This window comes from Burkholderia sp. MBR-1 (genome assembly GCF_013822785.1).
Lineage (GTDB): Bacteria > Pseudomonadota > Gammaproteobacteria > Burkholderiales > Burkholderiaceae > Burkholderia > Burkholderia vietnamiensis.
The window spans coordinates 1,129,316-1,143,739 of record NZ_CP053611.1 but is presented as its reverse complement, the minus strand read 5'-3'; the positions used below and the strand labels follow the sequence as shown (position 1 = coordinate 1,143,739).

At 70.3% G+C, this 14,424-nt stretch carries 10 protein-coding genes; all 10 read right to left on the bottom strand.

Going from position 1 to position 14,424, the window contains the following annotated elements:
* Positions 1–311 precede the first annotated feature (311 nt).
* The 10 genes from MBR110_RS29410 to MBR110_RS29365 all read right to left on the bottom strand — a co-directional run bounded on the left by MBR110_RS29410 (position 312) and on the right by MBR110_RS29365 (position 14,380).
* Positions 312–1,154 (bottom strand): IclR family transcriptional regulator, encoded by an 843-nt coding sequence (locus MBR110_RS29410; protein WP_249191164.1) that lies wholly within the window; start codon positions 1,152–1,154, stop codon positions 312–314.
* Positions 1,155–1,253: 99 nt separating this feature from the next.
* Positions 1,254–1,580, bottom strand: a complete 327-nt coding sequence (locus MBR110_RS29405) for an H-NS histone family protein (RefSeq protein ID WP_014725579.1) — start codon at positions 1,578–1,580, stop codon at positions 1,254–1,256.
* Position 1,581: 1 nt separating this feature from the next.
* Positions 1,582–4,242, bottom strand: coding sequence for a polysaccharide pyruvyl transferase family protein (locus tag MBR110_RS29400; protein ID WP_181709610.1), 2,661 nt, complete (start codon positions 4,240–4,242; stop codon positions 1,582–1,584).
* Complete coding sequence (locus MBR110_RS29395; protein ID WP_181709609.1) at positions 4,239–6,548, bottom strand: DUF4838 domain-containing protein; 2,310 nt, start codon at positions 6,546–6,548, stop codon at positions 4,239–4,241. Before MBR110_RS29395 ends, MBR110_RS29400 begins: the two co-directional genes overlap by 4 nt.
* A complete protein-coding gene (locus MBR110_RS29390) occupies positions 6,545–7,375 on the bottom strand; it encodes a glycosyltransferase family 2 protein (protein WP_059696544.1) in 831 nt (276 codons plus the stop codon). The genes MBR110_RS29395 and MBR110_RS29390 overlap by 4 nt, the downstream gene beginning before the upstream one ends.
* A 67-nt stretch (positions 7,376–7,442) precedes the next feature.
* Positions 7,443–8,573, bottom strand: a complete 1,131-nt coding sequence (locus MBR110_RS29385) for a glycosyltransferase family 4 protein (protein WP_181709608.1) — start codon at positions 8,571–8,573, stop codon at positions 7,443–7,445.
* A 3-nt stretch (positions 8,574–8,576) separates the two neighbouring features.
* Entirely contained in the window at positions 8,577–9,413 is an 837-nt protein-coding gene (locus MBR110_RS29380) for a glycosyltransferase (protein ID WP_060081071.1), read from the bottom strand.
* On the bottom strand, positions 9,410–10,621 hold the full coding sequence (locus MBR110_RS29375) for a hypothetical protein (protein WP_181709607.1): 1,212 nt from the start codon (positions 10,619–10,621) through the stop codon (positions 9,410–9,412). The genes MBR110_RS29380 and MBR110_RS29375 overlap by 4 nt, the downstream gene beginning before the upstream one ends.
* Complete coding sequence (locus MBR110_RS29370) at positions 10,618–12,165, bottom strand: oligosaccharide flippase family protein (RefSeq protein ID WP_059740006.1); 1,548 nt, start codon at positions 12,163–12,165, stop codon at positions 10,618–10,620. Before MBR110_RS29370 ends, MBR110_RS29375 begins: the two co-directional genes overlap by 4 nt.
* A complete protein-coding gene (locus tag MBR110_RS29365) occupies positions 12,149–14,380 on the bottom strand; it encodes a polysaccharide biosynthesis tyrosine autokinase (protein ID WP_176327285.1) in 2,232 nt (743 codons plus the stop codon). Before MBR110_RS29365 ends, MBR110_RS29370 begins: the two co-directional genes overlap by 17 nt.
* Positions 14,381–14,424: the final 44 nt, after the last annotated feature.

The window sequence follows — 14,424 nt, the reverse complement described above, 5'->3', positions numbered from 1 at the left end:
TCCGTCCAGCTTCGACAGATGAAGTGGTCCCCTCACGGAACGACGCCGCCGCACGGAAAAATGTTGACGGGATATGCTTCCGCTCGCGTGAACCGGCTATGCGAAACGTCAATCTCCGCATCGCCCGGCTTCCGTCGAATCAATGAAGCACCACACCCGCATGCTATCGACGGCGAACGCGTGTAGATATCGTAGAACTCTGATTTATGCGGGCCGTCGTGGCGAGCGGCCGCTTGCCGACGATCGTGTCGGCAACGACGGGAAGCCGGCGATCCCGCTCGACCGCCGGCACACTGCGTATCACGCCGGCATCATGCGCAGGTCGCGCGCCGCGCGGGCGTCTCGACCGCCGATTGCATGAACCGCTGGTCGACCGTCGCGGCAATCCGCCGCGCCGTTTCGTACAGTGCGGCGCCCACCTGCTCGACCGGCATGGCGCCGGCATCGTCAGGATGCGTCAGATACGGACACGCGAGGATCGCGATGGCCGCACCGGTCTTGTCGACGATCGGCGTCGCGATATCCGTGACGCCCGCAATGCGCGCATTCGGGCGGCGGATACATCCGTCCGCCCAACGCGATGCCGCCGCCTCATCGTGGCCCGACGCGCCCGGCAAGCCGACGGCCCGCGCGCCGGCGCGCAGCAAGCGGGACCGCGCGTCGTCGCCCTGCAGCGCCACGTACATCTCGCCCGCTGCGCTGCCTTGCAACGGCACGCGCGTGCCGACGCGAACCGCGATGTTCCACTCCGTCTCGGCGTCGGCGGCGGCAATGACGATCATCGTGTCGCCGTCGAACACGGTCAGGTAGCACGACTGCACGGTCTGCAGCGTGAACTCCTGCATTGCCGGCGTGACGAGGGCGCCGAGCGAGCGCGTCGGCGCGTGATGCTGGCCGAGAAAATACAGTTTCATCGTCAGCGCATAGCGGTCGTGGCGATCGATCCGGTAGATGTAGCCGCGCTCCTCGAGCACCTGCATCATCCGGTACAGCTCGCTGCGGCTGCGCTTGAGCGCTCGGCAGATGTCCGCCTGCGCCATGCCGTACTGCCGATCGATCAGCAATTCGAGGATATCGAGCCCCTTCTCGAGCGCCGGCGCGCGATAGTTCACTTTCTTCCGGCGCACCGGATTGCCCGAATCGTTCGGGTCCATCTCTGGATTGCGCATGTCAGCCATTACCCTTCAAGGTGGTCGTTCGATTCGCACGGCGCTCGGCCGCGCGATACCCGGACATCGGCAGCGGGAACGCGATCAAGGCGTTTCCGGCCACCACGGCTGCGGGGTCGTCCTGATCAGGTAGTCGTCGAGATTCTTGCCGGCCAGCCAGCCGGGGCGCGCGCCCTTGCCCGACCACGCGCGGCCGGTGTCGGGATCGTAGTATTTCGCCGGCGCCTTCTGCTTCCTCGCCTTGACGAAACCGGCCGCACGCAGCAGTTCGATTTCGGTGATGCCGAACTCGCGCACGTGCGCCGCAATTTCGTTCAGCCGCGCCTGCTTCTCCTTCTGCCGCGCCTCTTCGACGATCAGGTTCAATCGGCCGAGCTGCCGCTGCAGCTCGCGTATGGTCGGATGGGTCATGTCACGCGTTCCGGGAAAACTCGACAGGTTGAGGGGAGCGCGCGCCGGTGCTCGTGCGCGGCTTGGAATGGAGACCAACGGGCAAGGCCGCCGCGCACGACGGCTCGATCGCGTCGATCTCGTCGATCTCGTCGATCTCGTCGATCACGCCGCGCAGATTGCGCAGCGACGCGTCCTTCACGCGCGGCAGCGCGGCACGCACCTGCTCGCGCAGTTGCGGCAGCGCCGACACGAACCGCTCCAGCACCGCCGCGAGACGCGTCGCGCGCATCGCATCGGCGGGCTTCAGCAGGAAGGCGTCGGACAAGCCGAAATGGCGGAACAGCCCCTGGAACTTGTCCTGATAGGTGAGCGCCGCGACCGGCACGCCCATCCCGAGGCTCGCGATCGCCAGATGCATGCGGCCCGTCACCACGCCGTCGACCTGCCCCGCGATCGCCTTCAGCTCGGCCGCCGACATGCGCGCGCGCGGATAGCAGAGCCGCTCGCCCAACGCCGCGGCCAACGCGCGATGCAGCGGCTCGAGGCACGTGTCGTCGCCGTCGCGGCCGCGATAGTCGTGCGACAGCAGCACGATGCCGAGGCCACGTTGCGCCGCGATCGCGCGAAGCGCGTGCTGCGCCGCCGCGACCAGCGCGGCGATGTCGGCGTCGCTGGCGCCGCGAATCAGCATCGGATGCAGATTGAACGCGATCACGACATCGCCGGCCGCGCGCCGTGCGTCGATCCATGCGGCGGTGTCCCGCACGCTGTCCGAAGTGTGATCCGGCGCCAGCATGAACGCCGAATCCGCGACGAGCGTCGCGAGCGCCGAGCTGAAACGCCTGAATCGGTCGAGCGACACGTCGTCGCGAACGTTGACCAGCAGCCGCGCGTCGAGGCGGTCGAACGCGTGCCGCAACGGCCGGTACGGCCGGGCGTTGAAGCTGAAGCCGAGAATCGTGCCGCGCACGCCGCGCCGAACCAGCAGATCGGCCGTCGCGAGCAGGCGCAGCGACGTCATCGGCGAGTAGTAGCCGTCCATCACGTCGGCGCCGATGACGACCAGCGCGCTCGGGCGCAGCGCCGCGAGCCGTTCGACCGTGTCGGTGAGCCGCCACGGCTCGCGCCACGCGTCGACCGCATGAAAGCCCATCCGCGTCGCGGCCTGCGCGGCCTGCGGCGTGGCCGTGACGACCGAGACCTGCAACGCGCGGTTGGCCGCCCGCAACCGTTCGACCACCGCGCTCAGCATCGCCTCGTCGCCTTTCGAGCCGACCAGCGTCCACGGATCGCACGGCAATATCAGCAGATGCGCACCGGCCGCTGCGTCGTTGCGCGCGACGCAGCGTGCGGCCTCGCGGCGCCATTGCGCGGTCAATCGCTTCACGTACAGCCACACGCGCAGCCGCTGCTTCAGATCCGCCAGTTTCGACATGTCCGGTTTCCTCTGGATGGTGGAAGGTGCCAGCGCACGCGCGCACGCGCGATGTGCGAGCGTTTCGCGCAGCACGCGCAACTGCGCGTCGTGCCATGCGCGCGCGGCATCGCGCGCCGCCGCGCCCTGTGCGACGCGATGAGCGCGATCCGTCGCGAGACGGACGAGCGCATCGGCGAAACCGCGCGGGTCCGCGTCGGGCACGATCGTGACGCCGGCCGCCGCGTGCTCGCCGAGGCCGCGCGCGCCCGTTTGCGTGCTGACGGTCGGCACGCCGAGCGCCATGCTTTCGAGCAGCTTGATGTTGATGCCGGTGCCGAGCAGCATCGGGTTGATCGAGATCGGCGCGCACGCGAACGCATCGCCGAGCTCGACGACCGGGCCGCGCTTGACGACGTGCGCGCCGTCGGGCACGGCCGCGGCGATCGTGCCGGCCAGATGCACGCGAAACGCCGGCAGCCGCGCGACGACGTGCGGCAGGATCTCGTCGACGAAATACTGCATGGCGTCGCGGTTCGGCTGGTTGTCGCTGCCGACGAAGGTCGCGTCGGCATGCGGCGCGCAGTCCACCTGCGGCGGGAACGCCAGCAAGTGGCTCAGTACCGCGACCGACGGCGCGCCATCGCTGCCCAGGCGCGCGGCCAGCGCGTCGCCTTCGTCGGCCTGGATCGCCAGCGCGACGTGCGCGCGACGCAAGCCTTCGCATTCGCGCTCCGGCGGAATCGAAAACATGTAGCGCTTCGCGCCCGCGCGACCGATGAACGGCACGTGCCGGTCCGCGAAGATGTCGTGCGTGTCGAGGACTTTCACGACCGTGTCGGGGAACGCGTCGAGCGCGCGCGAATAAAACACGTATTCGACGAACACGGCGTCGAATGCATGACGGCGCTGCAACGCGCGCAGCTGCGACGAGAAGCTGTCGCTGAACAGTTCGTCGAGCCCCGTGTAGTACGCGTGACGGCTGCCGACCGCCTTCGCCGCCAGCCGGCGCACGAGCCATGCGACGCGCTTGAGCCGATAGCACGCGAGCGCGACGCCCGTGCGATGCAGTACCTGCACGTGGTCGGCGCCGAATTCGTCGCGATGCGCGTCGAGGTCCATGCCGCCGGTCTGCCTCGACTCCAGATAGACGAAGTGCACGTCGCAGCCGAGCGACCGCACCGCGCGCGCCAGATTGAGGATGCGGCTGCGGTTGCCGGCGTTGACCGGAAACAGCGGAACGGGTGAAACGATCGCGACTTTCATGAAGCACTTCCTTTGGGTGGCGCCGGCGGCTGCGCGCCGTCGGGCGCACGATGACGAATGGCGACGAACGCGCCGACCCGCACGGACTGCCCGTGCGCGAAGCCGACGCCATGAACGTAGATGCCGCGTTCGTGATCGACGTCGTGAACGAATGGGCCGCCGGGAACGGGCAGCCAGCGGAACTGCGCGTCGTCGAGCATGCCGGCCGGCGTGTCGGTGTGCAGCGTCATCGGCGGATACGCACCGACGCGCACGGCAGCCGCCGACGCCCCGCGTTCCGGCAGCCGCACCGACGCGTAGAGATCCCAGCGCCCGTCGCGCGGCAGCTTGTCGAGCTTCAGCTGGATCGCCCAGACGCCCGAATCGCCGCGAATCGCGATCGCCGCGCCTTCGGGCGCGGCGGCGTCGGCGACCATCCTCGCGCTGTCGTACAGATTCACGCGCGACACGTCGATCGCCCGCCAGTCGGCAGCGGCGACGCCGGCCGCGATCGGCGGCGCGGCGACCGGATGCCGGTCGATGTCGAGCAATGCATCGAGTGCGGCGAGATCGCCGCTTTGCCGGTACTGGCGCAGGCCGACCGCCTGAATCGCCGCGTCGAGGCGCGCGCGCCGCGCGCCGAGTGCGAGATCCCAGCCGTCCTGCGCCGCGCGCGCCGCATAACGATCGCGCAGCGCGAGGATCACGAAATCGACGGGCATGCGCGCGGCCCGCACGCGCGCGCCGTGCAGCGCATCGCCGTCGACCGCGCGGGCGGCCGCGTCGAAATCCCGTTCCGACTCGCGCACGAACTCGTACGTGTACATCGACATGCCGAGCGGCGTCTGCTCGGCGAGCACGTCGCCGCTCGCGCGCAGCGCGGCGTGCATGCGGTCGATGTAGCGCACGATGGCGGGGCCGGCCGCGCCGTAATACGCGTCGCAGTATTCGCGCACGAGCGCGCGCGGATCGGCCGTCCGCGTCCACAGCAGCCGCGCGATCAGCCACACGCGCAGGCTCGCGAACTCGCCGCCACGCGACTGCCAGTCGCCCTCCGCGAAGTAGCCGTCGACGTGCGGCAACGTCGCGAGCCACGCGATGCTGCGGCCGATCGGATAGAGATTCGGCGTCGGCTGCAGATAGCCGCCGAAGTTCACGACGTGGTCCCACACGGTCACGTGCTGCGCAATCTCGTTCCATCGCACGAGGCCGTCGCGCAGCCGTGCGTTGCGCGCGTCGTTCAGTGCGGCGCTGTAGTCGACCTGGATCGTCATCGGGTACACGCGCACGTGGTCCGGGACGAGCATGCCGTCGGGCGGCGCGAAGCCCCAGTGATAGGCCGGCATCGCGAAGCGCGCGCCGGGCACCTCGGCGCGCACGCGCTCCGACACGTCGCGCACGAGGTCGACGAACGCCGCCGACGGCGCATCGCCATGCGCATGCGCAAACGCACGGCTCGCGTCGTCGGGGTCCCAGCCCCAGTCCATCGCGCGGATGCCGAACCAGATGCGCGTCGGGTCGGCGCGACGCTTCAGGCGCTTGACAATCTCCGCGGCCATCGTCGCGCGGACCTCGTCCGACATCATCGCGAGTTGCCCGCCGGCATACCACGACGGGTGCGTCGACGCATGACGGTCGCGCGGCACCAGCGTCCAGAAATCGGCGTCGCCGTCGCGCGCGAGCCAGCTGTGATCCCAGATGTCGATACCGGGCGGCGACGGGCGATACGACGGCCCGTGCGATTCGCCGTTCAGCAGGTTGTGCGCACGGAACGCCTTGTCCTCGCCCTCGGCGCTCAGCACCTCGCGATACGCGAAGCGCGGGATCTGCAGCACGGGCGTCGTGTCGACCTGCAGCTCGGGCTGCCGCGGCACTTCGGTCGCATCGGGCGCGAGCCATTTCACGCCGAGCCGGCGGTCGAGCCACCAGTACGCGCCGAACAGCGTGCCGCGCACGGTGTCGCCGGCGATCACGAGATCGCTGCCGCTGCTGCAGATCACGAAGCCGTCGCTGCCGAGCGCCGCGCCGCCCGCGTCGCTGCAGCGGCGCGCCGCATGCTCGCCGCCGACGACGATGGCCGGCGTGCGGCCCGGCGCATCGTCCGACACGGCGAACGACGCGCCGCTGATGCGCGACAGGTAATCGGCGATCTCGTCCGCCGCCTGACGCGTGACGGCATCCGCCGCGCCGGCGCGCACGACGTAGCGCGCGACGCCGTGCTGCGCGAGCCGGACGTGCGACGCGGGCGCGCGCTGCGCGCGGGCGCTGCCGCATAGCGCGGCCATCGCGATGCACGCCGCGATCGCGGCGAATGGCAGGCGCGTCATTGCCGCGCGATCCGCGACACGCCGGGCGGCAACGCGAGCGGCACGTGGAACTTGCGATAGAACCGCCACAGGCTGCGCAGATGATGCCGTCCCGCGCGCGATACGGGGCTCGCGGCCGACTGCCGTTGATGCTCGTGCACGAGCGTGACGCCCGGCATCCCGAGCACGCGATAGCCGGCGAGCCAGGTTCGCGCGCAGAGGTCGACGTCCTCCATGTAGAGGAAATACGCTTCGTCCATCCCCCCGAGCGATTCGAACAGTTCGCGGCGCACCACGAAGCCCGTTCCCATCACCCACTCGGCATCGAACGGATTGCCGCACGCCCACGCGTCGATCATCAGATGCCGGTCGACGCGCGCGCGAAAGCGGTCGGAGCGGCCCAGCGCGGTGCGCCGCGCGAGGATGTCGAGCCAGCTGTAGAAGCGGCGCGCCGAATACTGGCGGCGGCCGTCGGGATACTGCAGGTCGAGCCCGACGAGGCCGGCCTGCGGGCACGCGTCGAACAGGTCGAGCACTTTCGCGAGCCCGTTCTCGTCGAAGCGCGTGTCGGGGTTCACGACCAGCACGTAGTCGCGCCGGCACGCGGCCATCCCGAAGTTCACGCCGGAGCCGAAGCCGCGATTGCACGCCGCGCGCAGCAGCCGGACGCCGCCCGGCAGTTCGCCGCGCAAGCGCGCGTACGAGTTGTCCGGCGACGCGTTCTCGACGACGACGATGTCGCCGGCATGCGCGACGCGCAACGCGATCAATGACGCCACGCATCGCAGCGTCAGGCCGGGCGTGCCGTAGTTGACGACGATGACGCTGATTCTTCCTTCGGTTTCCATCGTGATACCCCGCGCGGTGGTTGAATGTGCTGGCCGGTGGGTCCGGCTCTGTGCGTTGCCGTGCGCGTCATCCCGACGCGCCGACCTGCTCGATGAGTTTCCAGAAGCGGCAAGCCGAGTCGTCCCAGCTGAAGCGGCGCAGCTGCTCGCGGCCGCGTGCGACGAGCGCCTCGCGGCAGCCGGCGTCGGTGCCGAGCCGCCGCATCGCGGCCGCGATGTCGGCGACCGACGCCGGATCGACGAGCATCGCCGCGCTGCCGGCCACCTCGGGCATCGCCGACACGCGCGACGTCAGCACCGGTACGTCCGACGCCATCGCCTCGAGGATCGGCAGCCCGAAGCCCTCGTACCGCGACACGAACGCGACGAACAACGCGCCGCGATACAGCTTCGGCATCGCGTCGTTCGGCACGACGCCAGCGAACGTGACGGCGTCGGCGCAGCGATGCCGCGCCGCGTGCTCGAGCAGCGCCGGATCGGGTGCGCCGGTCAGCATCAGCCGCACGCCGAGCGCGACCAGCCCGCTCGCGCCGAACGCCTCGATCAGCCGGTGCAGGTTCTTGTAGTTGCGCCGGTTGCCCGGATACAGCACGTACGGAAACGGATGGCCGAGCGTGTCGCGGTTGTGCGTGTACGCGTCGTCGGTCCCGTTGTGGATCACGTGCACGCGCTCGGGCGGCATGCCCGACCACGCGAGGAATTCGTCGCGCGTGAACGCCGACACGCAGACGATGGCCGAGCAGCGGCGGTACAGCGGACGCAGCACGGTGTCGTAGTACAGGCGATGCGCACGCGTATAGAAGTGGCGATGCGTGAGGTCGTGCACGACGACGACCGACGGCAGGCCCGGCCACGCGGCCGGTACGAAGCCGGGATTCCAGAACACCGCGTTGCGCGCCGGCAGCTTGCGCAGCGCGCGGCTCAGCGCGAGCGGCGACAGCGGATGCGCGACGCCGCCGCCGACCGGCAACGGGACGATCCGGATGTTGGACGGCACGCGCGCCGCATAGGCGGCCATCACGTTGTGGATGCCGGTGGCGGCCGGCCAGCGCGTATCCGTATAGACGGTGACGGGTGCGCGGGCGGCGTGATCGGCGTGATCGGCGTGATCGGCGTGATCGGCGCAATCGCCGCAATCCGCGCACGCGGCAACCGCATCGGCCGCCGTCGTCGTCGCAATGGAGAAGGGCGTGCTCATTGCTCAATCCATCCAGCCGAGCAGCCGATGCGACGCCGCGATCCAGTAGTACTTCGCGCGCTGCGGATTGCGGCGCGCGAACGCCAGCGCGCAACCGGCGACAGGCCGCGCGATCATGTACAGCACGTAAGCGAGCGGATAGCGATTGATGCGCAGCACGTGGCCGAAGCCGCGGTTGTAGCGCCGGCCGCGCGCATACGCGTGCTCGTCGAGCACGGCGAGCGGCTCGGGATGATGAACGCGCAACTGCGGGTCGTAGCCGATCCGGCACCCGGCGCGCAACGCACGGACGAGAAAATCCACTTCCTCGCCCGCGCCCCAGCGGCTCGTCGCACCGACGCCCAGCTCGACGTCGAACTGCCCTGCCGCGCTCACCGCCGAGCGGCGCAGGAAGATCGTGTACGACGTCGCGCAGACCCACACGTTGAAGCGGTTCACGGGCTGCGCCGCGGTGGCCCACCGTCCCTGCGACGGCCGCCCCGCGGCATCGATGCTCATGCCGGTCACGCCGTCGAGCATGCGGTCGGCGGACAGCAGCGCGGCGACCGCGTGGAGCGTGCCGGGCCGATACCAGCAGTCGTCGTCGGGGAACGCGACCACGTCGCCCGTCACCGCCTGCAGCCCGACGTTGGTCGCCCGCGACTTGCCCTTCTCCGAACGCAGATGGACGATGCACAGCCGCTCGCGATACCGCTCGACGATGCGTGCGACGCGCGCGTCCGGGTTCTGGTCGACGATGATGACTTCGAGGTCGGTGTAGGCCTGCTGCAGCAGCGAATCGAGCATGCGTTCGATCTCGTCGCTGCGGCCGAGCGTCGCCATGATCAGGGAGAATTTCATCGGATGGGCACGGAATGGAACAGGGATCGGAGCCGCGCGACGCGCGGTGCGGCGCGCACCGTCCGGCGGACCGCGCGCGGCGCGCGGGCGAACGACGCGAGATAGCCGAGGAACAGGTACGACGTTTCGCTCTGGTGCATCGGATTGATCAGCGACCAGGCGGCGATCGGCGCGAGCAGCAGCATCGCGCGCCGCCCCTGGCCGAGGCCGCCGAAGAACACGGCCCACGCGAGCAGCCCGATCGGACCGGCGACCAGCAGCAGGTCCAGCGGCGCGCAAAACACCGCGCTCGTGCCCTCGCCGAGCCCGCGCACGGCGACCGCCGAATGCGAGAAGTAATGCTCGACGAAGCCGAAGCCGTGGCCGATCCAGTCGCGGCCGACGAGCTTGACCGACTCGACGAACGCAAGGCCGCGCTCCTGCTGCAGCCGCACCTGCAGCTGGTCGCCGGTCAGCTCGCGCGTGAACATGTATAGATAGAACGCCGCGCCGGCGGCCATCGTCAGCACCTTCGCGAACAGATGGCCGCGCACCTGCAGCAGGATCACGAGCGCGCACGCGATCAGCACCGTCTTCGATTCGCTCAGCAGCGTCACGACCAGCGCGAGCGCGACGAACTTCGCGACGTCGGACACGCGGCGCGGCGCCTGCAGGAAGCACGCATACGCGCTCAGGAAGAAGAACGCCGCGAACCAGTTGCGCTCCTTGAACGACCCGTGAACGGCGTTCTGCATGAAATCGACCTTCTCGTACAGCACGGGCACGTCGAAGTACTGCAGCGCGTACTGGATCGCGACGAATGCCGCGATCGCGACATAGCCGAACGGCAGCGGCCGCCGGCACGCGCGCGCGCCGTAGTAGCGGCCGATCAGATAGAACGCCGGCATCACGAAGATGAATTTCACGATCTGCTCGGCGGCCTTGAAGCGCGGGTAGCCGGACAGGAAGGTGGTCGACAGCGCGGCGCCCGCGAACAGCGCGAACGCCCACACTTCCCATGCGCCGACGTGGATGCGCCGACGCACCAGCAGCACCGGCAGCACCAGCACCGCGAACAGCTGTCCGAGCTGCGCGCCGCCGATCTTCAGGAACTGGATCGAATTCAGCAGCAGCAGCGCCAGCAGGACGGCGTCGGCGACGTCGAGGCGCGCGCGCCGCGCGGGCGTCGGCGCGGCGGAATGCGACAACGGACGAACGGCGGCGCTCATGTCGCGCTCCTCGCCGCGCGCAGCGCGATCAGCATCGACACGGTGCGGCGCGCGGCGTCGCGGCGCAGCATCCACGTCGCGCCGACGTACGCGCTCGCGAAGCAGACGATCAGCAGCGGCAACCGGACCAGGACCGGCACGCCGCCGAGATGCGCGCCCGCCTGTCGCACGATCGCCGCGCAGCCGAGGGCGATCAGATACGGCGGCACGAGCCGGCCCAGCAGCCGCGTGCGGTCCACGGCCAGCTCGACGACGACCGCCCCGAAACTGAGCGGCGTGATGCACAGCACCGCGCCGACGTACAGCCATGCGAGCTGCGCGACGCGATGCGACGGCACGGCCACCATCGTCGCCAGCACCAGCGCGAGCTTGACGAGCGTCAGCCACATCGTCACGTGCGGGCGGCCGCGCGCCGCGAGGAACGCGCCGTTGACGAACTGAACCGTCTGCACGGCCCCGAGCGCCATCAGCGGCGTCATGACCGCGGCGCTGGCGGCCCAGCGCGCACCGAACAGCACGATCGTGATGTCGTGGCTCAACACGGCCATCAGCACGAACAGCGGCGCCGCCGTCATCGCCGCGAGGCCGGTGACGTCGACGTAGGTGGCCGCCATCCGCTCGGCGTCGTGCGCGACGCGCGACAGCACGGCGAGCGCGACGTCGGTCGCCGCGCGGCACAGCAGCTCGAGCGCCGTCTGATAGAGCCGCGCGCCGATCGCATAGATGCCGAGGCCGGCCGCGCCGTACAGCGCGACGACGATCAGGTCGACGGTGCGCGTCGCCCACCAGTCGATCAGCCGCGCGGCGACGACATGCGCGCCGAAGCGCGCGAGCGGCGCGAACGTCGCCACGTTGCGGCGGCCGCGCGGACGCCACACCGGCCGGCGCCACAGCCACGCCGCGGACACCGTCATGAAGGTCGCCGCCTGCGCGATCAGGCTCCACGCGCCGGCGCCGGCCACCGCGAGCGCAACGGCCACCGCGCCCGCGACGCTCACCGACACGAGCTGGCGCATCGCGAGCGTCCGGAAATCGAGCCGCCGCTTGTACAGCGCCTCCTGAAACGAGCCGGCCGAGCCGATCGGCACGAACGCGGCGGCCACCCGCAGATACGGCGCGAGCCCCGGCACGCCGAGCCATGCTTCGACGCGCGCGGCGAACGCGAACAGCACGGCCGCGAGCACGACGGCCATGCCGATCGAGAACGCGAACGGCCATTCGAGATCGTCGTCGGCGAGCGCGGCGCGCTGGACCACCGCATCGCCGAGGCCGCCTTCGGCGATCATCAGCACCAGCGACAGCGACAACGTGACCGCCGCGGCAAGGCCGACGTCGGCCGGACCGAGCCAGCGCGCGACCAGCAGATACGTGACGAGCGTGACGAGCTTGCCGCCCCAGGCCTGCACCAGCGCCCACGCGAGGCCGCGCACGGTGCGCGCGCCGAGCCGCTCGCCGCCGGGCGACGCGTGCGCCTGCGCATGAGCGTGCGCGGGCGCGGCGTGCGGCGCGAACTCGCGCAGCGCCGGCTCAGTGCTCGGTTTCATATGCGTAATTCCGTTCGCCGTACGTGCCGTAGACGGCCTGCCGGCGCGGCACGTCGTTCAGCACTACGCCGCTGATCGCGATGCCCGCGTTGCGCAGGCGTCGCTCCGCCTCGCGGATCTCCGGCATCGAACTGCGGCCATGCCGCACGCACAGCAGCGTCGTCGCGCCGTGGCGGCCGATGGTCGCCGCGTCGTGCAGCGCGAGGATCGGCGCGGTGTCGACGATGACGATGTCGTAGCGCCGCGACGCGGCGTCGAGCACGGTCTTGAAGCGGCCGTCGTTGAACAGCTCGGACGTGCGCGCGACCGCGCCGCGCGGCAGCACGTCGACGCCGGCGATCGACGTGCGCTGCACGCCGCGCTCGAGCGCGCCGCTCGCGATCACGTCGGGCAGCCCCGGCGCGGCCGGCAGGCCGAAGTGCCGATGCGCCTGGCCGCGACGGATGTCCGCGTCGATCAGCAGCACGCGCTTGCCGCCCGACGCGAACAGCGACGCGAGGTTCGCGCACAGGAACGACTTGCCGGCGTTCGGCTGCGGGCTCGTGACCATGATCACGTGGTGGCCCGTCTCGGACATCGTGAACTGCAGCGTCGTGCGCAGGCTGCGGATCGCGTCGACGGTGACGTCCTCCGGGATCTCGGAGGCGAGCACGTGCGGGCCCTGCGCCGCGCGCTGCTGGCTGCGCACGAGGCGCCGCTGCTCGCGGCTGTGCGGCACCACCGCATAGACCGGCACGCCGAGCGCCTGCTCCAGATGCTCCGAGTGTTCGACGCGGCCCCACACGGCGCGCTGCGCGAACGGCGCGGCCACGCCGAGCGCGATGCCGACGCACAGCGACAGCGCGATCACGAGCAGGCGCTTCGGCTTGACCGGCTTCACCGGCAGCACCGGCTGGTCGACCGCGCGGACGTTGCCGATCTCGCTCTGCTTCGCGATGTTCAGCTGCTGCGCGGTGTTGAGCAGGTTGGTGTACAGCTCGGTGTTCACGCGCACGTCGCGCAACACCGCGAGGCCCTCGCGCTCCGTATCGGGCAGCCGCGCTTCGCGCGCGCGCAGTTCCGCCGCCTTGCCCGCGAGTTCGGCGAGGTTCGCATCGAGCGCCTGCACGGCCGGATGCCCGTCGGCGAAGCGCGCGATCAGGTCGACGCGCTTTTGCTTGAGTTCGAGCATGCGCGTGTCGATGTCGACTTCCTGGCCGAGCAGCAGCTTGCCCTGCTCGTCGAGATCGACCGTGCGCGTGCGCGCGCGGAACTTCGCGTAGCGCTCCTCGGCGTCCTTCAGCGTCTGCTCGACCGCCGGCATGCTGATCTTCAGCGACTCGAGCGTGGCGGCCGCCTCCTTGCTCCGGTAGTCGCGGTTCTGCGCGACGTAGCCGTCCACCACCGCCTTCAGGATCTCCCTGATGCGCACCTTGTCGTCGCCCTCGAGCGTGACCGACAGGATCCCCGACTGCTTCGCCTTTTCCTCGACGCTCAGATCGTCCTGCAGTTGCGCGACGGCCTCGATCTGCGGGATGCGCTTGAGCCGGAACGTCGTGCCGGGGCGCGCGTCGAGCGCCGCGACCAGCAGCGTCAGCGGCTTGCCCTGGTACTCGCCATGCGCCGGTGCGCCGACGGCGCCGCTCAGCACGATGGCGTCGTCGTCGTCCCGCAGCATGTAGCGGCCGCCGTCCAGCGCGGTCACGGTGAACCACAGCCCGTCCAGCGCATCGACGCCGTCGTGGCTCGTCGCGCCGGCCGTCTCGAACGTCGCGACGTCGAACCGCTCGCCGCCCCACGCGAAGCGCGACAGGCCCCACAGCGGCGGCGCGATGCCTTCGCCGCGATAGCGGCGCGCGACCCAGCGGCCGATCAGCGGCACATAGCGCGGCTCGGCGACGAGGTTCAGATGCTGCTTGGTGACGACCGCGTCGATCACCATGCGCGCGCGCACGAGCTCGAGTTCGGCTGCGGTGGTGCTGCCGTTGTCGAGCAGCGCCGCGATGTCGCGCAGCGGCGAGTTGCCGGCGGCGGTCGATTCGTTGACCTGGATCGTCGCGTCGACCCGATACACCGGCGTCGCGAACACCGCGTACAGCAGGCCCAGCAGGAACACGCCGGCCGCGATGCCGAGCACGAGGCGCCAGCGCGCCAGCACGATGTCGACGTAGGACGAGAGCGGCGCATCGTCGTACAACGCCGCGTCGTAGAGCCGTGTTTCGGAGAGGTCGTTCATGGCGAATCCAGTATCTATCGGGTTACGGCGGGGTTACGGCGCGG

Bases quoted from the DNA above. Each gene is read 5' to 3' on its own strand.
- MBR110_RS29380 (WP_060081071.1), bottom strand. From the start codon at position 9,413: ATGAAATTCTCCCTGATCATGGCGACGCTCGGCCGCAGCGACGAGATC.
- MBR110_RS29405 (WP_014725579.1), bottom strand. From the start codon at position 1,580: ATGACCCATCCGACCATACGCGAGCTGCAGCGGCAGCTCGGCCGATTG.
- MBR110_RS29370 (WP_059740006.1), bottom strand. From the start codon at position 12,165: ATGAAACCGAGCACTGAGCCGGCGCTGCGCGAGTTCGCGCCGCACGCC.
- MBR110_RS29365 (WP_176327285.1), bottom strand. From the start codon at position 14,380: ATGAACGACCTCTCCGAAACACGGCTCTACGACGCGGCGTTGTACGAC.
- MBR110_RS29390 (WP_059696544.1), bottom strand. From the start codon at position 7,375: ATGGAAACCGAAGGAAGAATCAGCGTCATCGTCGTCAACTACGGCACG.
- MBR110_RS29375 (WP_181709607.1), bottom strand. From the start codon at position 10,621: ATGAGCGCCGCCGTTCGTCCGTTGTCGCATTCCGCCGCGCCGACGCCC.
- MBR110_RS29400 (WP_181709610.1), bottom strand. From the start codon at position 4,242: ATGAAAGTCGCGATCGTTTCACCCGTTCCGCTGTTTCCGGTCAACGCC.
- MBR110_RS29385 (WP_181709608.1), bottom strand. From the start codon at position 8,573: ATGAGCACGCCCTTCTCCATTGCGACGACGACGGCGGCCGATGCGGTT.
- MBR110_RS29410 (WP_249191164.1), bottom strand. From the start codon at position 1,154: ATGGACCCGAACGATTCGGGCAATCCGGTGCGCCGGAAGAAAGTGAAC.
- MBR110_RS29395 (WP_181709609.1), bottom strand. From the start codon at position 6,548: ATGACGCGCCTGCCATTCGCCGCGATCGCGGCGTGCATCGCGATGGCC.